Source organism: Kosakonia sp. Marseille-Q7440 (assembly GCF_965119485.1).
Genome location: NZ_CBCPLT010000001.1, coordinates 935,942 through 959,883, shown reverse-complemented (window position 1 = coordinate 959,883; position 23,942 = coordinate 935,942). Strand labels below are relative to the sequence as shown.

The following is a 23,942-nucleotide window of genomic DNA, read 5'->3' as shown; positions in this document are numbered from 1 at the left end:
GAGATGAGTGAGAAAAAACGGGCGCAGTGCCACTGCGGTGCGGTGGTGTTTAACGTGATGCTGCTCGACGGCTTTAACAACGCGCGGCGCTGCAACTGCTCCTACTGCCGGATGCGCGGCGCGGTGGCTGTCACCGCGCCGCTGTCTGGCATTGATATTATTCAGGGCAGAGAGAAGCTTACCGAGTACCGCTTTAACACCGGGGTCGCCGTCCACTTCTTCTGCTCAGTGTGCGGCATCTACACCTTCCACCAGCGCCGCTCTAACCCCGATCAATATGGCGTTAACGCGGCCTGCATTGAAGGCGTATCGCCGTTCGATTTCGCCGAAATCCCGGTCTCCGAAGGGGTCAATCACCCATCAGACGGGGGCGATAACAGCGGCGTTGCCGGGTATCTGCGCTACACCCCTGCCGGGAAATGAAGCGGCTTACCTACTCCCGCAGCCACCAGCCACACTCATAAGGTCTGAGGGTGCCGGTGGCGGGCAATTGCGCGCCGTCCGCGTAGTTGCCGTAGAGCAGACGCCAGCCCGCCTCATTGGGCAAACACGCCTCATTCAGTGCCAGCGGCTCGCCGCTGAGGTTGGCAATCACCCGCAGGGTTTGCGCCTCATCGCGCCGCTGGTAGCACCAGCACGTCGGCGAATCAGGGTCGAGATCCTGATAGTCACCAAAGGTAAGCACCGGCAGGTTTTTGCGCAGCGCGATCAGCTCCCGGTAGGTGTGCAGCACCGAATCGCTATCCGCCATCTCACCGACCACGTTGATCTGCCGGTAGTTATCCGCCACATCAATCCAGCTTTCGCCGTCGGTAAAACCGGCGTTCTCGCTGTCATCCCACTGCACCGGCGTTCTGCCGTTATCGCGGGATTTGTGCGCCAGCACCGCCAGCACATCCTTTTCATCCTGATGCAGGCGCAGGATTTTGAACATATTCAGGCTTTCGACATCGCGGTATTGATCGATGCGGCTGAAGTGCGGATTGGTCATGCCAATCTCTTCACCCTGGTAGATATAGGGCGTCCCCTGCATACCGTGCAGCACCATCGCCAGCATTTTCGCCGAAACGGTGCGCAGCGCCCCATCATCCCCCAGCCGGGACACGATGCGCGGCTGATCGTGGTTACACCAGAAGAGCGCGTTCCACGCCAGTTTGTGCATTCCGCGCTGCCATTCGGCGAAGATCCGCTTCAGGGCAATGCGATCCGGCGGCGCAAGCCGCCACTTTTCCCCCTGCGGATAGTCGACTTTCAGGTGGTGAAAGTTGAAGGTCATCGACAGCTCTTTGCCATCCAGCCGCGCATAGCGCTGGCAGTGCTCAAGCCGCGTGGAGGACATTTCGCCCACCGTCATCAGCCCGCGCGGCTGAAAGACATCGCGGCTCATCTCTTCGAGAAAGTCGTGAATCGCCGGGCCGTCAGTGTAGAAACGGCGACCGTCGCCCTCATCATCATCCGGCAAGTCGGGGTGCTTGGAGACCAGGTTGATAACATCCAGCCGCAGCCCGTCCACACCCTTATCCGCCCAGAAGTGGCAGACCGCTTTCAGGGCGTTGCGCACTTCCGGGTTCTCCCAGTTGAGATCCGCCTGCTGGGCAGAGAAGGAGTGCAGATAGTACTGCTGCGTCTCCTCATGCCAGCACCAGGCGCTGCCGCCAAACTTGGAGTGCCAGTTATTGGGCAGCCGCCCCTCTTTGCCGTCGCGCCAGATATAGAAGTTGCGCCACGGGCTGTTACGGTCGCTGGCGGCGGCTTTGAACCACGCATGCTCCGTGGAGGTATGGTTAAACACCATATCCATCACCACCTTGATGCCGCGCTGATGGGCGGCGTCGACCAGCGCCTCAAAATCCGCCATGGTGCCAAACAGCGGATCGATGGCGTAGTAATCCGCCACGTCATAGCCGTTATCCACCTGCGGCGAGAGGTAAACCGGCGTCAGCCAGATGGCGCTCACCCCGAGCCACTGGAGATAATCAAGGCGACGCACAATGCCCTGAAGATCGCCGAGGCCATTGCCGGTACTGTCCTGAAAACTGCGCGGGTAGATCTGGTAAATCACGCCGTTTTGCCACCACGGAACATTACGTTTGTTCATTGCGTCGATCCCTTTTTCACACCACCAGCAGCTTGCCCGCTGCCTGCTTACGTTTATAGATAACCGTGGTCAGCACGAGCGGGATCACAATCGCCACCAGCATCGCCAGACCATAAATCGCCCAGTACTGGGTTTTCACTGAGAGGATGGCCGGTAAGCCGCCGACGCCAATACCGTTCGCCATCACGCCGGTCAGCCCGCAGATCAGCCCGGCGCAGGCACCGCCGACCATGCCGCAGAGCATCGGGAAGCGATACTTCATGTTGATGCCGTACATCGCTGGTTCCGTCACGCCCAGATAGGCCGAGATGGCGGCGGGCACGGAGATCTCCCGTTCATTAACCTTCTTGCTCACCAGAATGATGCCAACCACCGCGGAACCCTGTGCAATGTTGGAGAGGGCGATAATCGGCCAGACCGGCGTACCGCCGAGGTTCTGGATCAGTTGCAGGTCGACCGCCAGCGTTGTCTGGTGCACACCGGTGATCACCAGCGGCGCATAGAGGAAGCCAAACAGCGCGGAGCCAATCGGCGCAAACGGCCCGGTCATCAGATGGCTGACGCCCCAGGCGATGCCGTTACCGACCACACGGCCGAACGGCCCGATGATGGTATGCGCGAGGAATACGGCAATCAGCAGCGAGAGCACCGGCACCACCACCAGCGTCAGGTAATCCGGCACGATGCGTTTAAGCTTCAGCTCAATCCACGCCAGCGTCATGCCGGCCAGAATCGACGGAATAACCTGCGACTGGTAGCCCACTTTATCGATGGAGAACCAGCCAAAGTTCCACACTTCCGGCATCTGCTGCCCGAGCAGATAGGCGTTCATCAGCTGCGGAGAGACCAGCGTAATCCCAAGCACAATGCCGAGGATCGGCGTGCCGCCCATCTTCTTCACCACCGACCAGCAGATACCCACCGGAATGTAGAAGAAGATCGCCTCGCCAATCAGCCATAAGAAGTCGTAGATGCTTTTCCACACCGGCGACGCTTCGGTGAGCGGCGCGTCGTTGAACAGCGGCAGATCGCCAATCAGGTTGCGGAAACCGAGGATCAGACCGCCGCTAATCAGCGCTGGCAGCAGCGGAAAGAAGATCTCCGCAAAGTGGGAAATGAGGCTCTCATGCCACTTCATATTTTGCCGCGCCACACGCTTGGCGCTCTCTTTGTCGGTGCCGCTCACCTGCGTATGTTGCAACAGCAGTTGATACCAGTCGCCGACATCGGTGCCAATCACCACCTGAAACTGCCCGGCGTTGGTAAAGCAGCCCTTCACCATCGGCAGTTTTTCAATCTCGGCGGGTTTGGCTTTTTTCGGATCGTTAAGCACAAAACGTAAACGGGTAATACAGTGACTGACGGTAGCGACGTTCTCTTTGCCGCCAACCAATTCAATAAGTTTATCAATATCCTGGGGGTTACTTTTTATCGCCATCTTTTCTCTTCCAGCAGGTTTTGATGAGTGAGCTGTTGTTATTACAGCTTTTCGCAAAAACTCTTACTCTAAACCGAGCGATAAAGACCATAGCGGCAACCTATCCATCCGCCTAGTTGGAACGTTCCAATTTTAGCAGGCGATCACAAAATAAATGGTGAAGCGCAGCGGCACAGAGAGGTGCCTTAGGGGATTCATTAATGCTAGTATCGCCGGGTCCGATCTTCAGGAGGCCCGTGCGGGAATGAGTGATAAAAAGCTAACGTTAAACGACATCGCCAAACTGTGCGGCGTCGGAAAGTCCACGGTCTCGCTGGTAATTAACAACAGCGATAAAGTGAAGAAAGCGACCCGTGAACGCGTTGAAGCGATTATCAAAGAGCAGGGTTACACCCCGTCGAAAGCCGCCCAGGCGCTGCGCTCGCAGCGGGAAAAGATCATCGGCGTGATCGTCACGCGTCTCGATTCCGCCTCGGAAAATCAGGCCATTCGCGCCATCCTGCCGCAGATCTATCAGCATGAGTACGATGCGATTTTAATGGAGAGCCTGCTCGACCCTACCCTGCTTGCCTCCCACCTTAACGTGCTGGCGCAGCGTAATGTCGAAGGGGTGATTCTGTTCGGCTTTTCCGGCGTCGATAAAAGCCTGGTGAAAGGGTGGAAAGATAAGCTGGTGCTCATCTCCAGCGCCCTGCCGGAGGTGGCGTCGGTAGTCTACGATAACGTCGGCGCGGTCAATGTGCTGATGGAGAAGATGCGTGACGCGGGCCACCGCAGCGTCTCCTATATCGGGGTCACCACTAACGATCCGACCACCGGGAATATCCGCTATCAAACCTACCTTGAGCGTTGTGCAGCGTTTGGCATGACGCCGCACGCGGCGCTCGGCGATCTCAGCTATCAGAGCGGTTACGACCTGGCGAAAGAGCTGCTTACCGCCGAGAGCGGCGCGCTGATTTGCGCCTCTGACACCATCGCCATGGGCGCGATTAAATACATTCAGCAGCAGGGGTGGAAGATCAAAGTCGGCAGTATCGGCAGCACGCCGCTGATGACCTTCCTGCAACCCGATGTACTGAGCGTCAAAATGGGCTATCAGCAGGCGGGGCTGAAAGCCTCGCAGCTGCTGCTGGAGATGCTGCACGGAACGCGTACGCAAGAGCACATTGTTATCCCCTGCACCTTCCAGTAACGCCCAACGGAAATGACGCCTTCGTCAGACGAAAGCGTCAATCGCCCGCCTTAACGGTAGACCAGCCCGCCATCAATCAGGATCGCCTGACCGGTGACATAGTCGGAATCCGGCCCGGCGAGGTAGGCCACCAGCCCGGCCACATCTTCCGGCGTCTCCGCACGGCCCAGCGCAATGCCCTCGACATATTTCTTGTAGGTTTCACCCAGCGGCGCGCCGGTGATATCGGAGAAGCGGCGGTCAATCTCCTCCCACATACCGGTGCCGACAATCCCCGGGCAGTAAGCGTTAACGGTAATGCCGCGGCTGGCATACTCTTTTGCCGCCGTCTGGGTTAAAGCGCGAACGGCGAATTTGGTCGCCGAGTAGACGCCCAGCAGCGCGAAACCATCATGTCCGGCAATCGAGCAGGCATTAATGATCTTCCCCTTCTGCTTACGGTCGATAAACTTCTTCGCCGCCGCCTGAATGCCCCACAATGTCCCCTGCACGTTAATGCGCATAATGCGATCCACCTCTTCCGGGGTGACATCGGCCAGCGGCTGCACCTGTGCGATACCGGCGTTATTGACGATAATGTCAAAACCGCCCAGCGCCTCTTCGGCGTGATCGATCGCCGCATAGACCTGGTCGCGCTGTGAAATATCGGCAACAAAGGTCGCCACTTTACGACCCAGCGCCTGCACCTCTTTCGCCACCGCTTCAAGGTTGGCGGCGTTCATATCCACCAGCATCAGCGACGCCCCCTCTTTCGCAAGGCGAAGCGCAATCCCACGTCCAATTCCCTGGCCTGCGCCGGTTACCAGCGCCACTTTATTATCAATCGTCATGCTTTCTCTCTTATGGTTTGAGTTACAACTGCGCCGCAACAGGCTGTCGCGGCAAACTTCACTACCTATTCATTGGTGAAGCGCGCGTCCGTCGGCGGCGAGGATCGCTTCATGCATCGCTTCAGAAAGGGTCGGATGGGCAAAGATCACCTGGTGCAGGCTCTCCTCCGTTGCCTCCAGCGTATGGGCAATGCCAAATCCCTGAATCTGCTCCGTCACGTCGCTGCCCACCATATGCGCGCCCAGTAACTCGCCGCTCTGCGCATCGAACAGGGTTTTGACAAAGCCCTGCGGTTCACCAAGCGCCAGCGCTTTGCCGTTGGCCTGGTAGGGGAAGACGCCGACGCGGATCTCGCGCCCGCTGGCACGCGCGCGCGCTTCGGTTAAACCGAGGCTGGCAACCTGCGGCCGGGTGTAGGTGCAGCGGGGAATAAAATCAGCGCTGACGGGTGCCGCGACGGGCAGCCCGGCGAGCGCCTCAACGCAGCGCACACCCTCATAGCTCGCTTTGTGCGCAAGGCACGGTGCGCCCGCGACATCGCCGATGGCGTAGAGGCCGAAAACATTAGTGCGACCGCGATCGTCGACCTGAATAAAGCCGCGCGCCATCTCAACGCCCAGCGCTTCAAGGCCAAGGTTTTCGATATTGGGCTGAATACCGGCGGCGCAGAGCACGCGATCCACCTCCAGCGTCTGCTCGCCGTCGGCGGTTTTCAGCAGGCAACTGACGCGATCGCCGTTGACCGTCGCCGAGCGGATCTGCGCCCCGGTGAAGATCTGCATTCCGCGCTTCGCAAACTGCTGCTGCACCAGCAATGAGACATCGCGATCCTCCAGCGGCAGGATCTGTTCCGCCAGCTCCACCAGCGTCACGTCACAGCCGAGATCGTTATAGAGACTGGCGAACTCCGCACCGATGGCACCGGAGCCAATCACCAGCAGCGAGCGCGGCAGCGCGGCGGGGTTGAGTGCTTCGAAGTAGGTCCAGATATGGCTTTTATCCGCCTCAATGCCCGCTAGCGCGCGCGGACGCGCGCCGGTCGCCAGAATGATGTGATCGGCGCGGTAGTGCTGCTCGCCGCCATCGATACCGCGCACCGCCACCCGCCCCTTCTCCAGCAGGCGGCCTTCGCCGTTGATCACCGTGACATTGTGCTTTTTCAGCAGGAAAGCGACGCCGTCGGTAAGCCGCTGCGACACCGAGCGGCTGTACTCCACCAGACGGCGGATCTCAAAAGCGATCTCGCCGACGCTAAACCCCAGCTGATCGGCATGGCGCATGGCATGCCCGACCTCAGCGCCGTGCAGCATCGCTTTGGTCGGAATGCAGCCCCAGTTAAGGCAGATACCGCCAAGGTGTGTTTTTTCCACCAGCGCGGTGCGCAAGCCTAACTGCCCGGCGCGGATGGCGGCGACGTAGCCGCCCGGCCCGCCGCCGATAATCAGCACATCAAAGCTGTTATTCACCGCGCGCCTCCTCAACCAGCATCAGAGAAGGCGTTTCGATAGCGCGTTGCAGATGCTGCATAAAGGTCGCGCCGACCGCGCCGTCAATCACCCGGTGATCGCACGACAGCGAGAGCGTCAGCCGCTCGCGCGCCACGATCTGCCCTTCATGCACCACCGCGCGGGATTCCGCCGCCCCCACCGCCAGAATCGCGCACTGCGGCGGGTTGATAATGGCGTCGAACTGGCGGATGCCGAACATGCCGAGATTGGAGATGCAGAAGGTGCCGCCCTGAAAATCCTCCGCTTTTAGCGTGCCCGCTTTGGTGCGCGTCACCAGCTCATGGAGCTGCCGGGAGATGGCACCGACTGTTTTACGGTTCGCCTCGCGCAGAATTGGCGTATAAAGCCCACCGGGCAGCGCCACAGCGATGGCAATATCGGCGGTGTGAAAACGGCGAATGGTCTGCGACGCCTCGTCATACTGCACGTTCATCTCCGGCACGCTCATCAGCGCCTGGGCGCAGGCTTTCACCAGCAGATCGTTGAGCGTCACTTTGAGCGACGGCAGCACGCTGTTCACTTCCCGGCGCAGCGCCTGAATACGCGTCAGATCGACCTCGCTGACGAGGCGAAAATGGGGCGCGTTGCGCTTGGACTCCTGCAAGCGGCTGGCGATAGTGCGCCGCATGGCGGAGAGCGGCTGGCTCTCGTATGCCGCGCGCTCCTCAACAACTTCTGCGGGACGGGCAACGCTCTTCTCACTGCTGCCGCGCAGCGCGGCTAATGCTTCCACATCGGCCCGACTGACGCGCCCGGCGGATCCCGAGCGGCGGCAGTCATGCAGATTGATGCCCAACTGGCTTGCCAGACGGCGCGCGATGGGGGTTGCCGGGATCTGGCTATCATCCTGCGAGGTGTGGCGCGGCTTTGCTTTTACCGCCGCGCGCGGCTGCAACTCGGCGCTGCTGCCGCCTGCAGTAATGGCTGCCTGCAGATCGGCGACGGAGATACGCCCGTCGCGACCAGAGCCGCTCACCTTACTCAGGTCGATACCCTGCTTTTTCGCCAGCCGCAGGGCATGCGATGTGGCATTAACCTGCGTCTCATCAGTTTCACCGCGCAGCGCCGCCGGGATCGCATCCTGCGCGACGGGTTTTGCCGGTGCAGGGGCTGAAGGTTCAGGCGAGGTTGTTGTTGCTGGCGCAGGCGTCGACGGCGCGGTTTCTGCCGCAGGCTGCGACGCACCGCTGTTGAGGCTGGCGGCAAAAGCGTCGAGTTCGCTGTCGCTTACCTGCTCATCGGCCACCAGCGCCAGCACCGCGCCAACCGGCAGCGTATCGCCCGGCTGAGCCAGCACCCGGCGCAGTACGCCGTCCCACGGCGCTTCCAGCACGTTGGTTATCTTGCTGGTTTCAATTTCACAAATATCCTGCCCCTGGCTGAAGGCGCTACCCTCTTTAATCAGCCACTGAGCCAGCGTCCCCTCTTCCATCGAGAGCCCCCATTTGGGGATCTCCAGCGTGCGGATTGTGCTCATGGTTACGCCTCCATCAGTTGTCGAACGGCGGCCTCAATGCGATCCACATCAGGGATCCAGAGTTTTTCCAGCGCGGGCGAGAAGGGAACCGGGGTGTGCGGCGGGGTAATTAACACGATCGGCGCTTTCAGGAAGTGGAACGCCTGCGAGGCGATCAGTGCCGCCACATCATGGGCGAAGCCGAAGCGCGCGGCGGACTCATCGACAATTACCACCCGCCCGGTGGAGGCGACGGATTCGAGAATGCCCTCCTCATCCAGCGGCGAGACGGTGCGCGGATCGACCACCTCAACGGAGATGCCCTCTTTCAGCAGTTTGTCCGCCACCTGGTTGGCTTTATGCACCATCGCCGAGAGGGCAATAATGGTGACATCCTCCCCTTCGCGGGTGTAGTTGGCCTGGCCCAGCGGCACGGTATAGCTCTCGTCCGGCACCTCGCCTTTCATGTCGTAGAGCATCTTGTGTTCGCAGAAGACCACCGGATCGTCGTCGCGAATCGACTGGATCAGCAGCCCTTTGGCGTCATAGGGCGATGAGGGCACTACCACTTTCAGCCCCGGCGTGGTGGCGAAAATATTGTAGGGGGACTGGGAATGCTGGGCGGCAGCCGAAAAACCGGCACCGATCATGCCGCGCACCACCAGCGGCGCTTTCGCCTTACCACCGAACATATAGCGGAATTTCGCCGCCTGGTTGTAGAGCGCATCGTGGCTGACGCCGAAGAAATCCATAAACATCAGCTCCGCCACCGGGCGTAAGCCGGTGACCGCCGCGCCAGCAGCCATGCCGATAATCGCTGATTCAGTGATTGGCGTATCGATCACCCGTTCCGAGCCAAACTGGGTCCACAGCCCTTTGGTAACGCCGAGCACGCCGCCGAAGGCCTCCACTTTCGCCTCTTCCGGCGCGTTGCCGCCGTGGCCGCCGCGCAGATCTTCACCGATCAGCACCACGCTTTCGTCGCGCGCCATCTCTTGCGCCAGCGCGTCGCGGATCGCTTCGCGGTAAGTTTTGATTGTCATGACGGGCTCCTCAGTAAGAGACGTAAACGTCGGTCAGCAGGCTTTCCGCCACCGGGTAGCCGGCGGCGCGGGCTTTGATCACCGCATCGTCGACCTGGGCTTTCACTTCGGCGTCGATCGCCTCCAGCGCCTCGCGCGTAACCTTTTCTACCGTTTTGCTGGTGAAAATCTTCAGCGGATCGTGATCGGCGCGCAGGCGTTCGATCTCCCCTTCCCCACGGTAAAGCCCCGGATCGCCCTCAAAGTGGCCGTGCCAGCGGAACGCTTTCGCCTCAATCACGCTCGGCCCGCCGCCTTCGCGTGCGCGCTTCACGGCTTCGGCCGTCGCTTCGTAAACGGCAAAGAAATCGGTACCGTCAACGGTGACCGCAGGCAGGCCAAACCCGGCGGCACGCCCGGCGATATCGCGGCCGCCAACGGCGTAGTTATGCCCGGTCGCTTCACCGTAACCGTTGTTTTCAAAGACGAAGATGGCGGGCAGTTGCAGCACCACCGCCATGTTGATGGCTTCAAACACCAGCCCCTGGTTGGAGCCGCCGTCGCCGGTAAATGAGACGGCGACGCCGCCGTTATTGCGGGTTTTCGCGGTCAGCGCCGCGCCAATCACCAGCGGCGGTGCGCCACCGACAATGGCGTTCGCGCCGAGCATCCCTTTCGAGAGATCGGCAATGTGCATCGAGCCGCCCTTGCCGCGGCAGAGACCGGCATCTTTGCCGAAAATCTCCGCCATCATCGCGTGGATATCGCACCCTTTGGCGATGCAGTGGCCGTGCCCGCGGTGGGTGGAGCCGATGTAATCCGTCTGCTGTAAGTTCTCGCAGACACCGACGGCGATAGCCTCCTCGCCGGTATACAGGTGGATGAATCCGGGAATGTCACCGCTGGTGTTTTCAGTGTGCAGGCGCTCCTCGAATTCACGTATTTCACGCATTTTGCGATAAGCCTTTAACAGCTGTTGTGTGTTCAGCTCCATAGCTCCGTCCTCAGGTTGTATACCCGCGAGCGCCAGCACGGCGACCGGCAGGGGTTGCGGAAGTGGGGTTACTCTATAAGCGGGTCTTAAGGGGGGATAACCCCCCAATTGGGGGGGAGAGCGGGACTAAAAGAGATAAATGCGATAAGGGTCAAGTTCTGGCAGGTTACAGGCGGGTGTCAGTTACTTACACTTAGCAGCGACTTTTGTGAACAGGGGCAGGCTCGTATGAAATCGTTGACCTCAACAGACTCTCTGCTTGCGGCCAGCTATCGCGAGGAACCTTTCCGCTTCACGCGCCGGCTGCCGCTGATCCTCACCAAATTAACCCCGCCCCGCTCGCCGGGCGTATTGCTTGAGCGTGACCGCCTGCTGGCCAGGCTGGATGAGGCCGCCGACGGCGCACTGACGCTTCTCTGCGCCGCAGCCGGTTCCGGGAAAACTACCCTGCTGGCGCAGTGGTATCGCCAACGCCGCGAGCAAGGCGACGCCATCGGCTGGCTGAGCCTGGAGGAGGATGAGAACGATCCGGCGCAGTTTGCGCGTTACCTGGTCACCGCCCTGAAACCGCTTTACAGCGGCTGGGGCGAGGCGCTCGAACCCTTTTTGCAGGGCGATATGACGCCGGATCTCTCGGTGCTGCTGGCGGAGCTGACCAACCAGCTGCACCGCTGCCCGCATCCGGTGTGGTTGATCCTTGATGATTACCACGCCCTGACCCACCCCGCGCTGCACGAAGGCATAAGCTGGCTGATCAACCACGCGCCCGATTCGCTGCACCTGATTATCGGCAGCCGCTTTCGCCCGCCGCTGGCCCTGAGCCGCCTGGCGTTACAGGATGCGCTCAACGAACTGCACGACGAGGATCTGCGTTTCACCCTCGCCGAAGCGCAGGACTACCTCAGCGATGCCGCGCGTACGGCGATCCCCGGCGCGCAGGATGTTCAGCGGCTAATGCTGGCCACGGAGGGCTGGGTGGCCGGGATCAAGATCGCCGCGCTGGCACCGGACTGGCATCACGATCCGCAGCGCTTTCTGGCACGTATTCCTTCCGGCTCGCGCACGCTGGCGCGCTATCTCGATGAGGTGATCTTTACCCCGCTGCCGGAGGCGGTGGTCGATTTTTTGCTACAAACCGCGATACTCAACCGCCTCACCCCGGCGCTGTGCGATGCGCTGACCGGGCGCGATGACAGCGAAGCGATGCTCGGCTGGATCCAGCACCATAATCTGTTTATCACCGCTCTGGACGAGCACGGCGGCTGGTTTCGTTACCACCACCTGATGCGCGACGCGTTGCTGGCCCGCTTGCAGCAGAGCGAACCGGCGCGCGTGCGGCAACTGCACGAGCGCGCCAGCAACTGGTTTGCCGGGCAGCAACTCTGGGCCGAGGCGGTGCGCCACGCGCTGGCAGCGGGAAAAAGCGGCGCGCGGCATGCCGAAGCCAGCGCGCAGTCCCTCGCCGAAGAGGGGGATATCGACACGCTGGTGCGCTGGATGCACTTTTTGCCGCTGACACCCGATCCATCGCGTATCGATTTGCAGCTTAATCTCGCCTGGGCGCTGGCGCACCACTTCCGCTTTCAGGCTTCGCGCGAACTTCTCGACGGCATTGAAGCGATGACGCATGACGCCGCGCTGTCGCACAGCGTGCGGGTCAAGCTGCGGGTGGTGCGGGCGATTTGTGAAGCCTTTGCCGAGAATATTGAACTGAGCGTGGCGCTGGTGGAGCCGCTGCTGGCGGAGATCCCCTGCGGTGATCGCTGGGTGGATGGGCTGGTGTGCAACATTCTCAGCTACTGCCACCTCGTTAATGCCCGGCCGGGGCAGGCGCTGGCGGTACAGAGCCGGTTGCCGGAGCTGAAGGTGGCGAACCGCAATCTGTTTGTTGATGTCTGGCGCGCCTTTGTTATCGCCCAGGCCCATTTACGCCAGGGCAATCTGGCTGACGCAAAGCGGGTTGCTGCGCAGACGCTACAGGCCGCCGAAGCGCAAACCGGCAGTAACTCCAGTAGCGGCGCGACGCTGGCACCAATTCTGGCGGAGGTCGCCTGGGAGCGCGACGAGCGGCAGGATATCGACGCCCTGCTGGCGCTGCGCCTTGAGATGATCGAGACCTTTTGCCCGCCGGAAGGGCTGAGCCGCTGCTTTATCGTGCTCTCACGCCAGGCGGCGCTTAACGGTCAGATTGCGGAGGCGAAACGGCTTCTCACCTATGGCGGCGAACTGACGCGCCAGCGCCAGTGGCTGCGCGCGCAGGCGGCGCTGCTGGCGGAAACGGTCGCGCTGCATCTGCGTGATGAGGCGCTCTCCCCTGCGCTGGAGACGCTGGACGCGCTCCGGCAGTTGCACAGTGAACATGCTGAAACCGGGGCGATCGGCTTCTATCGGCGGGTCAGCGAAAGCCGCATCGCCCTTGCTGAAGGTCATGCTCATCAGGCTGCGGCTGCCTTTGCGACCCTTGCCGACGAGCAGCAGCAGCGCGGCGAAGCGCTCTCTGCCCTGCGCTTACGTCTGGCGCAGGCCGTTGCCCTCTGGCATGCCGGGGCGTATCAACAGGCGGGTATGGTTTTCACCTCGCCGCTGCAACAGGCGCTGGAGCGAGGTTTACTGCGCAGCCTGCTCGATCTCGGTTCGGTATTAGTAGGGCTACTCGACGATCTGCTTGCCCGCCAGGCAACGCCGGAGGCGCTCAGGCAACAGGCTTCTACCCTGCGACAGCAGGCAGTCGAACGGTTTGGTTTACCGCCGAGACGGCACGATGAGACAGAAGAGACGCGCTATCTCACCGAGCGCGAGCAGCAGACGCTTGAGCTTATCGCCAGCGGTCACTCGAACAAGGAGATTGCCCGCGTGCTGGGGATCTCGGCGGAGACGGTCAAATGGCACTTAAAGCAGATGTATGAGAAGTTGCAGGTCAGCAGCCGAATGCAGGCGGTAAACCAGGCGCGGGAGTGGAAGTTGCTGAAAGTGGAGTAGTGCGGCGCGCTGCGTAACAGCGGCTGAAATGGGTGGGGGCCCTGCCAGCTACATCCCGGCACACACGTCCTTTGCCCTGGCTGCTTCCTTCCGGACCTGACCTGGTGAACAAAGTAGCATTGCGGGAGAACCAACAGGGCCCCCATTGAGAGCGAAGGTTGATAACCAACGCGCTGGCGCATTATCCCCATCCGGCAGGGCAATTGCAACCCATAGGCTGACGGATGCTGGTTTCTTGCGCAATCGCCCCTTCACAGCGGGTAAATCGCTGTTTATTCTGCCCCCTTCTCTGCTCAGGAGCATGTGATGGATACGCAAGACTCTTTTCCCCGCCGGGTGTGGCAAATTGTCGCCGCCATTCCGGAGGGTTATGTCACCACCTATGGCGAAGTGGCGAAACTGGCCGGTTCGCCGCGCGCGGCGCGCCAGGTCGGCGGCGTGTTAAAGCGCTTACCGGAGGGCAGCACGCTGCCGTGGCACCGGGTGGTCAATCGTTATGGCGTTATTTCGCTAAGCGGGCCGGATTTGCAGCGGCAACGTCAGGCACTGCTGGCTGAAGGCGTGGTGGTGTCGGGAAGCGGGGAGATTGATTTGAACAAGTATCGCTGGCGCTACGAGTAGCCCCTCCCCCGAAGGAGAGGAGCAAAACGCACGCAGATTAGTACTGGGTCGGCGCCGGAGTGGCGTTAGACGGGGTAACCTGGGTTGGTGAGGTCGACGGTACGGTGTTCGGCGTACCACCGCTCTGCTGCAGCGGAACCGCGGTTTGCTGAACAGGAACCAGCGTCAGGTCAACTTTGGTGCCGCCCTGGTTGATAACTGGCTTAACCGAGTCGGTGATAAACACCATCTTGTTGTCGACGGTGATCGCTGCACTCAGCAGGATACGCGCGTTCGGCTGGATGTCGGCCGGGTTAAACGGCAGGACATAGCTGTACGGCGGCTGTTTGCCATCGGTGCGTACCGCTTTCTGCGCCAGCACTTTCGACGGTGCGTTTGCCTGGGTGGCATCAGAAACGGTAACGGTTAACACCGCATCCGGCGGCAGCGCCACTTTCTGACGGATCCAGACCGTACCGGTCACGCTTGGCTGAGCAATCGCCGCTTTATTCGTGGCGGACGGCGCATTGGGATTAGGTGCCGGCGTTGGGATATCGCCGCCTTTTTGGGCGCACGCCGATAACGCGACTGCGACTGCTAAACCACTTAACATGGGCACGAGTTTCATTGATCTCTCCTTATCTTCAATGCACCTGCAGGCGCAGCGCCTGCCAGATGTGTGGCTAAACCTTCGTAACCTGAACAAGTGTGGCACATATACCCGATATATTCCTGTAAACACCCATTCATTCAGATTATTGCACCCATCGGACCACTCCATTTTCCAGGTTATACTCAGGCAATATATGCTACGTCAGCCGCTATTTATTTGAGGAATTGTATGAGTCAGGCGCTATCTAATCTGCTGGCATTATTGAATCTGGAAAAAATTGAAGAGGGGCTGTTCCGTGGGCAGAGCGAAGATTTAGGTCTGCGCCAGGTCTTTGGCGGCCAGGTGGTCGGGCAGGCGCTCTATGCGGCGAAAGAGACCGTTCCGGCAGACCGCCTGGTGCACTCCTTCCACAGCTACTTTTTACGCCCTGGCGATAGCCAGAAACCAATTGTTTATGATGTGGAAGTGCTGCGCGACGGCAACAGCTTCAGCGCCCGCCGCGTGGCCGCGGTGCAGAACGGCAAGCCGATTTTCTATATGACCGCCTCCTTCCAGGCCCCCGAGACGGGCTACGAGCATCAAAAAACGATGCCCGCCGCGCCCGCGCCGGATTCGCTCAAATCGGAAACGGAGATCGCCCGCGATCTTTCGCACCTGCTGCCGCCCGGCGTGAAGGAGAAGTTCCTCAGCGACAAGCCGCTGGAGATCCGCCCGGTCGAGTTCCATAACCCGCTGAAGGGCCATGTGGCCGATCCGGTGCGTCAGGTATGGATCCGCGCCAACGGCGTGCTGGATGAAGATTTCCGCATCCACCAATATCTGCTTGGCTACGCCTCGGACTTTAACTTCCTGCCGGTGGCGTTGCAGCCGCACGGCGTTGGTTTCCTTGAGCGCGGCATGCAGGTGGCGACTATCGACCACTCAATGTGGTTCCACCGCCCGTTCAATATGAACGACTGGCTGCTCTACAGCGTGGAGAGCACCTCCGCCTCCAGCGCGCGCGGCTTTGTGCGCGGCGAATTCTATACCCAGGATGGCGTGCTGGTGGCCTCCAGCGTGCAGGAAGGGGTGATGCGTAACCGCAACTAAGCCGGTTGCGTTATCGCCAAAAGAAAAGCCTCCGCACGCGGAGGCTTTTTTATGCTCAGGAGATACTCAACTTATCAGGCGTTGTAGGCGTTTTCGCCGTGGCTGTTGACGTCCAGCCCTTCGCGCTCTTGCTCTTCCGGTACGCGCAGGCCAACCGTCATATCCGCCAGTTTGTAGCCGATAAAGGCGACCACCGCAGACCAGACGATAGTGATGCCAACGCTCTCCAGCTGCACCAGCACCTGGTGGCCCATGGTGACGCCGGAGGCGAAGCCTACGCCACCGAGGGAGGTAGAGGCGAAGATGCCCGTCAGGATACAGCCGATGATGCCGCACACGCCGTGAACGCCGAAGACATCGCACGGATCATCGACGCGCAGCATACGTTTCAGCGCCGTCACGCCCCACAGACCAGCGAGACCGCACACCAGACCAACAATCAGCGCGCCGCCGACACCGACATAACCACACGCCGGGGTGATACCAACCAGGCCAGCAATCGCACCGGAGCAGGCACCGAGCAGCGAAGGCTTACCACGCATTGCCCACTCACCAAAGACCCAGGAGAGGATCGCGGCAGCAGTGGCGACCACGGTGTTAACAAAGGCCAGCGCGGCGATTTCGTTGGCGCTGCTCGCCGAACCGGCGTTGAAGCCAAACCAGCCAACATAGAGGATCGCAGTACCGATAAAGACCATCGGCAGGTTGTGCGGTTTAAACGCCTCTTTGCCGAAGCCGACGCGTTTGCCAATCAGGTACGCACCCACCAGGCCTGCAATCGCGGCGTTAATGTGCACCACCGTACCGCCCGCAAAGTCGAGCGCGCCGTGGGTTGCCAGCAGACCGCCGCCCCATACCATGTGCGCAATCGGCACATAGGAGAGTGTCATCCACACCACCACAAAGATCAGCACCGCAGAGAAGCGAATACGCTCGGCGAGCGCGCCGACGATAAGCCCCACGGTGATGCAGGCGAAGGAGCCCTGGAAGGCGACATGGATGTATTGATAGATGCTGCCCATCACGTCGGTAAGGGCGATATTTTTCAGCATCACCCAGTTGAAGCTGCCGAAGAAGCTGTTGCCTTCACTGAAGGCGAGTGAGTAGCCATAAACCACCCAGAGAATGCAGACCAGCGCGAAGGTGACCGCCACCTGGGTCAGCATCGAGAGCACGTTTTTGCCACGGATCAGGCCGCCGTAAAAGAGCGCGATGCCCGGAATGGACATAAACAGCACCAGCGCGGTGCAAATCATCATAAAACCGTTATCGGCTTTATCCGCAACGGCCGGCGCGGCAAGCGCCAGGCCCGGCAGCAAAGCCAGCGAGGCAAGGGTAGCTTTTACTGTTTTCATTCTCATTTTTCCGATCCCTATCACTGTGTGTCAGCTATTACAGCGCCGCTTCGTCGGCTTCGCCGGTACGAATACGGATCACGCGTTCGAGTTCGGCAACGAAAATTTTGCCGTCGCCAATTTTTCCGGTGTAGGCCGCTTTGCTGATGATATCGATCACCTCATCAAGCTGGTCGTCGGCGATCGCCACGTCGATTTTTACTTTTGGCAGGAAGTTGACGCTGTATTCCGCACCGCGGTAAAGCTCGGCATGCCCCTTCTGACGGCCAAACCCTTTTACTTCCGTCACGGTCAGCCCCTGAATACCAATCGAAGAGAGCGCTTCACGCACATCTTCAAGTTTGAATGGCTTAATCACCACGGTTACCAGCTTCATAGATTCCCCTCACTCGACATTCGCAAATGGACGCAGCCAACATGAGGAAGGTATTGCAAGGGGTGTGCCAGAAATGTGAAGGCGCGCGTTTTCGCGCAATAAAGAGACAAAACCAGATGCGGTGATGGGCGGCGCAAGCGCGTAGATGAAGCACAAGCGGCGGAAAAAAGAAAAACGCACCATGACGGTGCATGGTGCGTTGCATTTTTGCACCACCAGGCGCAGTTGCGCGCAGGGTGCTTAATTTTGGTGCATCAGGCGCTGAGTGACTCTTCCCGCGTGCTCGCCGCCAGCTCTTCACCGACTAATTGCAACTGGTACATCTGGTAGTAGCGCCCTTTCGCCGCCAGCAGCTGCTGGTGGGTACCGCGCTCAACCGCCTGCCCGCGGTGCAGCACCAGAATGGTTTCTGCCTCGACAATGGTCGATAAGCGGTGGGCAATCACCACCAGCGTGGTCTTCTCGCGGATCGCCGCCAGCGCCTGCTGGATCGCCTGCTCGGTGCCGGAGTCAATATTCGCCGTCGCTTCATCAAGGATCAGGATCTGCGGGGCATCAACCAGCACGCGCGCCAGCGCCAGCAGCTGTTTCTGCCCGACGGAGAGATTATTCCCCTGCTCGCCGAGGCGGGTGTAGATCCCTTCACTCATGGTGCGCGCCAGATCGGCGAGCTGGACAATCTCAAGCGCTTTCCACACGCGCGCTTCGCTGATATCCCGCCCAAGGGTGACGTTGGCGAAGAAGCTGTCGGCCAGCACCACCGGATCCTGCTGCACCATCGCGACGCCTTTGCGCAGCGCGCTGTGTCCGAGGGTGGCAAGCGGGCGACCGTCGAGGCGGATCTCCCCCTGGGTTAACGGGTAGTAGCCCATCAGCAGGCTGGCGAGGGTACTTTTACCGCTGCCGGTATGGCCGACCAGCGCGACAAAGCTGCGCGGCTCAACATGCAGGGAGATATCCTGCAACACCAGCTGATCTTCGCGGTAGGCGAAGGAGAGGTTTTCAATATCGATCGCCCCGCTGTGCAGCGGCGTCTCGTCATCGCCGTAATTCTGGCGCGGTCGATCCATCAGTTCGAAGACGCGCTCACCGGCGACCACCGCCTGTTGCAGCATCGACTGCTGGGTCGTCAGCTCAATCAGCGGCTCGTTAAGGCGGCCAAGGTAGCTGATAAAGGCGTAAAGCACCCCAACCTCCACCGTGCCGACGGTTGAGAAACCAAATAGCATCAGCAGGCCGCAGAGCACCAGCGCGGAAAAGAGGCTCAGCAGTGGGCGCAGCAGGAAGCCATCGAGGCGCAGGGTTTGCATCCGAGCGAAGTAGTGCGAGCGGCTCGCTTCGCTCATGCGCTCGCCGAAGCGCGCCTGCTGGCGAAACTGCTGGATCACGCTCATGCCGTTGATGATTTCGTTAAAGCCATCGTTGATGTCGGCAAGGTAGGCGCGCATGCGCCGCACAATCGGCGTGCTGAAACGCTGATAGATCAGCATCACGATAATCACCGCCGGGAAGATGCCCATCGCTACCAGCGCCATGCGCCAGTCGAGGCTGAACATCGCCACCAGCATCGCACCAATCAGCGCCGCGCTGCGCAACACGGTGGCGACCACCGTTACATAGAGATCGCGGATCACTTCGGTGTCGTTGGTCACGCGCGAGATAATCTGCCCTACCGGCTGGGTGTCGAAGGCGCTGAGCGGCTGGCGCAGCGCGGCATCCATCACATCGGTACGCAGCTGTTGCACCACGCCGACCGCCGCCTGGTTAAAGAGCAGCGCCTGGGCGTAGTGCAGCCCCGCCGCCAGCAGTTGCAGGCCAACATAAGCCGCCGCCAGCCCGGCGATCAGCGCGAGCGGCAGGTAGCTCTTCGCCACCATATTATCGATAAAGTAACTGATCAGCGCCGGGCCGGAGACTTCGGCAATCGCCGCGACCCACAGCATCAGCACCGCTTTACTGAGCGGCTTGCGCCACGGTTTGCCATAGACCAGCAGACGTTTTAGCGTCGGCCACTGGCGAGAGAAGTTACGCATCCTCGGCCTCCTGCGGATGGTCGTCCAGCGCCGCTTCCAGCTGCTGATACCGGTACATGTCGCGATACCAGCCAGGCTGGCGCGCGAGCTGCTCATGTTGGCCGCGCTGGGCGATATGGCCATGTTGCATAACGATAATCTCACTGGCTTCCGTCAGCGCCGACAGGCGATGCGCGCTGATAATCACGGTGCGCCCTTCGCCCCACTGGCGCAGGTTGTGCAAAATCTGGTGTTCGGTGCGCCCATCCACCGCAGAGAGGGCGTCATCAAGAATAAGGATTTCGGCATTCAGCAGCAGCGCACGAGCGATGGAGATACGCTGTTTCTGCCCGCCGGAGAGCATCACGCCGCGCTCGCCAACTTCGGTGTCGTACCCCTGCGGCAGGCGCAAAATGTCATCATGCACGCTGGCAAGCTTCGCCACATGCTCAATCTCCTCCTGCGTCGCACCGGGTCTGCCAAGGGCGATGTTATTGCCGATGGTGTCGGAGAAGAGAAACGGCGTCTGGTTGACGACAGCAAGGCGGCTGCGCCAGCTGTCCAGTTTCAGCTGCGTCAGCGGCATATCGTGGAAGCGAATATCGCCCGCGTCGACATCAAAATGGCGCTGAATCAACGCCAGCAGCGTACTTTTCCCCGCGCCGGTCGGGCCGCAGATGCCGAGCATCTGGCCCGGCTCAAGGGTCGCGCTCACATTTGTCAGCGCCGCGCTGTCGGTTTGCGGATAGTGAAACGCTTTGATGGAGAGCGTTAAGGTGCCGCGCTCGGCGGGCACGGTTTCCGTGCCGTCGTTCACCACCGGCGCTTCTGCCAGCATATCGCGGATGCGGCTATAGGCCGCGCTGCCGCGCTCGACGATGTTAAACATCCACGCCAGCGCCAGCATTGGCCAGATCATCAGCCCAAGATACATAGCAAAACTGGTCAGCTCGCCGAGAGTCAAGGAGCCGTGCACCACCATCCAGCTGCCGCCGCCAATCGCCAGCATGTTTGCCATGCCGATGGCGATATAGATAGTTGGATCAAAGCGCGCATCAACGCGCGCCACGCGCATGTTTTTCGCACCGGTATCCGCTGCTTCGCTGCCAAAAAGCGCCGACTGACGATCTTCCAGGCCAAAGGCTTTGATCATGCGGATGCTGGTCATGCTCTCCTGGGTGCGATCGTTTAACGCAGAGAAGGCCGCCTGCGCGGCTTTAAAGCGGCTGTGCAGCTGATCGCCGTAGCGCTTGATCACCAGCGCCATAATCGGCATCGGTAATAACGACAGCAGGGTTAACTGCCAGCTGATCTGGGTCGCCATCACGATCAGCACCACGCAGCCCATCACCAGCGAATCGACCAGCGTTAACACCCCTTCCCCGGCGGCAAACACTACGCGATCCACGTCATTGGTGGCGCGCGCCATTAAATCGCCGGTGCGATGGCGCAGGTAAAATTCCGGGTGCTGGCGACTGAGCTGACGGTAAAAATCCTCACGCAGTTCGACGGCCAGTTGATAGGAGGCACCAAACAACCAGACGCGCCAGACATAGCGCAGCAGATAGGTGACGACGGCAATCGCCACCAGCGCCGCTACCCACATCCACACTTGCTGATGGGTAAACTGCTTCTGGGTGACGCCATCCACCACAATCCCCACCACTTTTGGCGGGATCAGCTGCAAGATAGCAATAATGATAAGTAAGGCGACGGCGCCGAGGTAGCGCTGCCACTCCCGACGAAAATACCAGCCTAACTGAGCAAATAATCGCACGCGGTTACATCCTGAACGTGAATTGCCGACGGTCGGTTAACCGCCGGAAGGGTTATTCAATGGGCAAAGCCGTGGTGTATTTTATCTGTTCCATGGCGAAGCTGGAGGTGACATCCGAGAGCCCCGGCACGCTGTTGACCAGCTTCTTATAGAAGTCATCGTAGCGTTTCATATCCGCCACCTGGACGCGCAGCAGGTAATCGTACTCGCCAGCCATACGCCAAAAGCCTAGCACTTCCGGGAGCTGTGTCACTTCGCTGACGAAGCGGTTATACCAGTCGCTGCTATGATGCTGGGTTTTGATCAGCACAAATGCCGTCAGCCCCAGCCCGAGCTTTTCCGCATCCAGCACCGCCACGCGGCGCAGTAAGATACCGTCATCTTCCAGTTTTTTCAGCCGTTTCCAGCATGGAGTGGTGGTCAGATTAACGGCATCAGCCAACGCCTGCAAAGAGAGCGAACAATCCTGCTGCAACAGCGCGAGCAGCTTACGGTCAATTTTATCTAACATCCCCTGCTCCGTTAGAAAATTTTTCTCTAAATAGTCTATCGCAAAGGCGAAATGGCAACCTTTTTTTCTTCACCTTTCGCTAGACTGGGCACAAAATGACAAACGGAACAGCATCATGAACAACAGCTGGGTCAAATACGCGATTAATGAAATCAATGCCGACGCGCAGCGCTCTGCGGATACCCACCTTATCCGCCTGACGCTGACGGGTTTTCCGGGTATCAATCTCTATTTAAAAGATGAAAGCACGCACCCCACCGGCAGCCTGAAGCACCGCCTTGCGCGCTCGCTGTTTCTATACGGCCTGTGCAACGGCTGGATCAAGGAAGGCACCACGATTATTGAAGCCTCCTCCGGCTCAACCGCCATCTCAGAAGCGTGGTTTGCGCGCCTGCTCGGGCTGCCCTTTATCGCGGTGATGCCTTACTGTACGGCGAAACGCAAAGTGGAGCAGATCGAGTTTTACGGCGGCCGCTGCCACTTTGTTGATAGCGCCTGCGAGATCTACGCCGAATCCGAGCGGCTGGCGAAAGAGCTGAACGGTCACTATATGGATCAGTTCACCTTCGCCGAGCGCGCAACGGACTGGCGCGGCAATAACAACATTGCCGACAGCATCTTCCGCCAGATGAAAAATGAGCCGCATCCGGTGCCGGAAGCGATTGTGATGAGCGCCGGAACGGGCGGCACCTCGGCAACCATTGGCCGCTATATTCGCTGCCAGGGTTACGACACGCGCCTGGTGGTGGTTGACCCGGAGAACTCCGTCTTCTTTGACTACTGGCAACAGCGCGACAGCACACTGCGCAGCCCGATCGGCAGCAAAATCGAAGGCATTGGCCGCCCGCGCGTCGAGCCGTCATTTATTGCCGATGTGGTCGATGAGATGCTGCGCGTGCCGGATGCCGCCAGCGTTGCCACCGCGCAGTGGCTGGAGACGCAGCTTGGCCGCAAAGTGGGTGCCTCTACCGGCACCAATATGTGGGGCGCGCTACAGCTTGCGGCGCAGATGCGCGACGAAGGGCGCAATGGCTCGATCGTTACCCTGCTGTGCGACAGCGGCGAGCGCTATCTTGAAACCTACTACAACCCGCAATGGGTGGCGGCGAACCTAGGCGATATTGAGCCTTGGAGCGCGCAAATCGCTCTGCTTACCTCACCGCAATAGCGCGAAGGTAATGGCGATAGGCAAAAAAAAGCCGGATTTAATAAAACCCGGCTTGCTGGCAATATCTTTTCATTCGGGGGAATAAGGAAGATGTGGAGTGTCCAGCCAGTGTGTCAAAAAGTGCGACACCGCCTGATTACGGCAGTGCCCAATAACCGGTAAATGCGGCAGCGCCGCACGCAGCTGTGGCATGGCGTTGCCCATGATCATGCCGTAGCCGACGCTCTCTAACATCTCTCTGTCATTCATCGCATCGCCAAACGCCATACACTCTTGCAGCGTTAATCCTAACGAGGCGCTGAGTACCCCCAGCGCGGCGCCTTTATTGCAGCCGACCGGCAGAACCTCCAGACAATCCATCGCCGCAAAACAGATATGCGCCTGCGCGCCAAGGTGCTCATCAAGCTGCTGTTGCAAGCGGCAGAGATCGTCGTGATCGCCGACAAAACTGATCTTGGCAACGTCACAGGCGGGCAGGCGTTTAAGATCGGTGATCTGATAGCTAAAGTCGCTGAAGAGATGCGCCTGTAGCGCCTCCGGCAGCGGCTTATCGGTCAGCCAGCCGGAATCATTAAACACATGCAGCGAAGCACCGGTCTTCCAGCGGCCATGCAACACGCGCTCGACCACCTGTGGGGAGAGATCCTGGCGATGGAGAAGTTCGCCCTCTAAGGAGTGGATGCGCGTGCCGTTGCCGGTGATGAGAAAGGCATCGAGGCCTATATGCTGCACAACACGCTGCATCTCCAGCGCGTGCCGACCGGTGGCGAAGGCCAGCGTAACCCCCCGCTCATGTAAGCGTCGCAGCGCCGCCAGCGTTTGATCGCCCAAACGATGATCGGGCATAAGCAGGGTGCCATCCATATCAAAAGCGGCCAGACGCGCCATGATCTACTCTCCAGTTCTGATGCCGTTAGGTTGTG

Annotated in this window: 20 protein-coding genes and 1 other RNA gene; 6 read left to right on the top strand and 15 right to left on the bottom strand. The window is 60.0% G+C overall.

All coding sequences use genetic code 11. The annotated features are described in order from the left end of the window. Positions 1 to 3: 3 nt before the first annotated feature. Positions 4 to 423, top strand: a complete 420-nt coding sequence (locus tag ACWPW2_RS04275; protein WP_454121727.1) for a GFA family protein — start codon at positions 4 to 6, stop codon at positions 421 to 423. Between the two features lie 10 nt (positions 424 to 433). Here the strand turns inward: ACWPW2_RS04275 and treC are convergent, their stop codons facing one another. Further along, complete coding sequence (treC, locus tag ACWPW2_RS04270; RefSeq protein ID WP_454121726.1) at positions 434 to 2,098, bottom strand: alpha,alpha-phosphotrehalase; 1,665 nt, start codon at positions 2,096 to 2,098, stop codon at positions 434 to 436. A gap of 16 nt (positions 2,099 to 2,114) precedes the next feature. Continuing rightward, positions 2,115 to 3,536, bottom strand: a complete 1,422-nt coding sequence (treB, locus tag ACWPW2_RS04265) for a PTS trehalose transporter subunit IIBC (protein ID WP_454121725.1) — start codon at positions 3,534 to 3,536, stop codon at positions 2,115 to 2,117. Between the two features lie 244 nt (positions 3,537 to 3,780). On the opposite strand from treB, the gene treR reads away from it, so the two are divergent. Then, the gene (gene treR / locus ACWPW2_RS04260) at positions 3,781 to 4,728 is read left to right on the top strand and encodes a trehalose operon repressor TreR (RefSeq protein WP_454121724.1); all 948 of its coding nucleotides are present in this window, start codon (positions 3,781 to 3,783) and stop codon (positions 4,726 to 4,728) included. Between the two features lie 50 nt (positions 4,729 to 4,778). Here treR and ACWPW2_RS04255 read toward each other — a convergent pair whose 3' ends face one another. The 5 genes from ACWPW2_RS04255 to ACWPW2_RS04235 all read right to left on the bottom strand — a co-directional run bounded on the left by ACWPW2_RS04255 (position 4,779) and on the right by ACWPW2_RS04235 (position 10,539). Then, positions 4,779 to 5,558 (bottom strand): acetoin reductase, encoded by a 780-nt coding sequence (locus tag ACWPW2_RS04255; RefSeq protein WP_023478289.1) that lies wholly within the window; start codon positions 5,556 to 5,558, stop codon positions 4,779 to 4,781. Between the two features lie 69 nt (positions 5,559 to 5,627). Then, positions 5,628 to 7,025, bottom strand: coding sequence for a dihydrolipoyl dehydrogenase (gene lpdA, locus ACWPW2_RS04250; RefSeq protein WP_454121723.1), 1,398 nt, complete (start codon positions 7,023 to 7,025; stop codon positions 5,628 to 5,630). After that, a complete protein-coding gene (locus tag ACWPW2_RS04245; protein WP_454121722.1) occupies positions 7,018 to 8,544 on the bottom strand; it encodes a 2-oxo acid dehydrogenase subunit E2 in 1,527 nt (508 codons plus the stop codon). The genes lpdA and ACWPW2_RS04245 overlap by 8 nt, the downstream gene beginning before the upstream one ends. A gap of 2 nt (positions 8,545 to 8,546) precedes the next feature. Next, positions 8,547 to 9,566, bottom strand: a complete 1,020-nt coding sequence (locus ACWPW2_RS04240; protein ID WP_023478297.1) for an alpha-ketoacid dehydrogenase subunit beta — start codon at positions 9,564 to 9,566, stop codon at positions 8,547 to 8,549. A 10-nt stretch (positions 9,567 to 9,576) separates the two neighbouring features. Next, on the bottom strand, positions 9,577 to 10,539 hold the full coding sequence (locus ACWPW2_RS04235; protein ID WP_454121721.1) for a thiamine pyrophosphate-dependent dehydrogenase E1 component subunit alpha: 963 nt from the start codon (positions 10,537 to 10,539) through the stop codon (positions 9,577 to 9,579). Between the two features lie 228 nt (positions 10,540 to 10,767). Here ACWPW2_RS04235 and ACWPW2_RS04230 point away from each other — a divergent pair, with 228 nt between their 5' ends. Further along, complete coding sequence (locus ACWPW2_RS04230) at positions 10,768 to 13,518, top strand: LuxR C-terminal-related transcriptional regulator (RefSeq protein ID WP_454121720.1); 2,751 nt, start codon at positions 10,768 to 10,770, stop codon at positions 13,516 to 13,518. 39 nt (positions 13,519 to 13,557) lie between these two features. Here the strand turns inward: ACWPW2_RS04230 and ffs are convergent. After that, an RNA gene (ffs, locus tag ACWPW2_RS04225) (signal recognition particle sRNA small type) lies at positions 13,558 to 13,654 on the bottom strand. A 170-nt stretch (positions 13,655 to 13,824) separates the two neighbouring features. Here ffs and ACWPW2_RS04220 point away from each other — a divergent pair. Next, entirely contained in the window at positions 13,825 to 14,139 is a 315-nt protein-coding gene (locus ACWPW2_RS04220; RefSeq protein WP_023478280.1) for an MGMT family protein, read from the top strand. A gap of 37 nt (positions 14,140 to 14,176) precedes the next feature. Here the strand turns inward: ACWPW2_RS04220 and ACWPW2_RS04215 are convergent, their stop codons facing one another. Further along, entirely contained in the window at positions 14,177 to 14,746 is a 570-nt protein-coding gene (locus tag ACWPW2_RS04215; protein WP_023478266.1) for a YbaY family lipoprotein, read from the bottom strand. Between the two features lie 213 nt (positions 14,747 to 14,959). Here ACWPW2_RS04215 and tesB point away from each other — a divergent pair, with 213 nt between their 5' ends. Beyond that, positions 14,960 to 15,820, top strand: coding sequence for an acyl-CoA thioesterase II (gene tesB / locus ACWPW2_RS04210; RefSeq protein ID WP_312121343.1), 861 nt, complete (start codon positions 14,960 to 14,962; stop codon positions 15,818 to 15,820). 74 nt (positions 15,821 to 15,894) lie between these two features. On the opposite strand, the gene amtB is transcribed toward tesB, so the two are convergent. From amtB to ACWPW2_RS04185, 5 genes are all read right to left on the bottom strand, one after another. Beyond that, positions 15,895 to 17,181 (bottom strand): ammonium transporter AmtB, encoded by a 1,287-nt coding sequence (amtB, locus tag ACWPW2_RS04205; RefSeq protein ID WP_023478272.1) that lies wholly within the window; start codon positions 17,179 to 17,181, stop codon positions 15,895 to 15,897. Positions 17,182 to 17,212: 31 nt separating this feature from the next. Beyond that, complete coding sequence (glnK, locus tag ACWPW2_RS04200) at positions 17,213 to 17,551, bottom strand: P-II family nitrogen regulator (protein ID WP_023478250.1); 339 nt, start codon at positions 17,549 to 17,551, stop codon at positions 17,213 to 17,215. A gap of 254 nt (positions 17,552 to 17,805) precedes the next feature. After that, entirely contained in the window at positions 17,806 to 19,584 is a 1,779-nt protein-coding gene (locus ACWPW2_RS04195) for a SmdB family multidrug efflux ABC transporter permease/ATP-binding protein (RefSeq protein ID WP_454121719.1), read from the bottom strand. Next, positions 19,577 to 21,340: a SmdA family multidrug ABC transporter permease/ATP-binding protein gene (locus ACWPW2_RS04190; protein WP_454121718.1), complete on the bottom strand. Its 1,764-nt coding sequence runs from the start codon at positions 21,338 to 21,340 to the stop codon at positions 19,577 to 19,579. Before ACWPW2_RS04190 ends, ACWPW2_RS04195 begins: the two co-directional genes overlap by 8 nt. Before the next feature lie 52 nt (positions 21,341 to 21,392). After that, positions 21,393 to 21,851, bottom strand: a complete 459-nt coding sequence (locus tag ACWPW2_RS04185; RefSeq protein WP_023478271.1) for an Lrp/AsnC family transcriptional regulator — start codon at positions 21,849 to 21,851, stop codon at positions 21,393 to 21,395. 115 nt (positions 21,852 to 21,966) lie between these two features. Between ACWPW2_RS04185 and ACWPW2_RS04180 the strand changes: the two genes are divergently transcribed. Next, entirely contained in the window at positions 21,967 to 23,019 is a 1,053-nt protein-coding gene (locus tag ACWPW2_RS04180) for a PLP-dependent cysteine synthase family protein (RefSeq protein WP_346440681.1), read from the top strand. 69 nt (positions 23,020 to 23,088) lie between these two features. On the opposite strand, the gene cof is transcribed toward ACWPW2_RS04180, so the two are convergent. After that, positions 23,089 to 23,907, bottom strand: coding sequence for an HMP-PP phosphatase (cof, locus tag ACWPW2_RS04175; protein WP_454121717.1), 819 nt, complete (start codon positions 23,905 to 23,907; stop codon positions 23,089 to 23,091). Positions 23,908 to 23,942: the final 35 nt, after the last annotated feature.